This is a genomic window from Sphingomonas hylomeconis (assembly GCF_025370105.1).
In the GTDB taxonomy this organism is placed as follows: Bacteria; Pseudomonadota; Alphaproteobacteria; order Sphingomonadales; family Sphingomonadaceae; genus Sphingomonas; species Sphingomonas hylomeconis.
Map to the genome: position 1 here is coordinate 1 of NZ_JANQBK010000034.1, position 325 is coordinate 325.

Below are 325 nucleotides of genomic sequence, written 5' to 3' on the forward strand. Positions count from 1 at the left end.
TGGATTCGACAGGGGTCCCCCGAGCTCATTAAGCGTGTCGGAGGGTTGTCTTCGTCATCAACACACACAGTTTATAATAACTGGCAAATCAAACAATAATTTCGCAGTAGCTGCCTAATCGCACTCTGCATCGCCTAACAGCATTTCCTATGTGCTGTTAACGCGATTCAACCTTAATAGGATATGCTAAACACTGCCGTTTGAAGTCTGTTTAGAAGAAACTTAATCAAGCTAGCATCATGTTGGTTGTTTATCACTTTTCATGATGCGAAACCTTTCGATAAACTACACACGTAGAAAGATGTGTATCAGGACCTCTGGACAC

The 325-nt window shown here is 42.5% G+C and carries 1 other RNA gene; it reads left to right on the plus strand.

Annotated elements, in window-relative coordinates:
• Positions 1-325: a transfer-messenger RNA gene (gene ssrA / locus NV401_RS18770) on the plus strand; the annotation flags it as partial.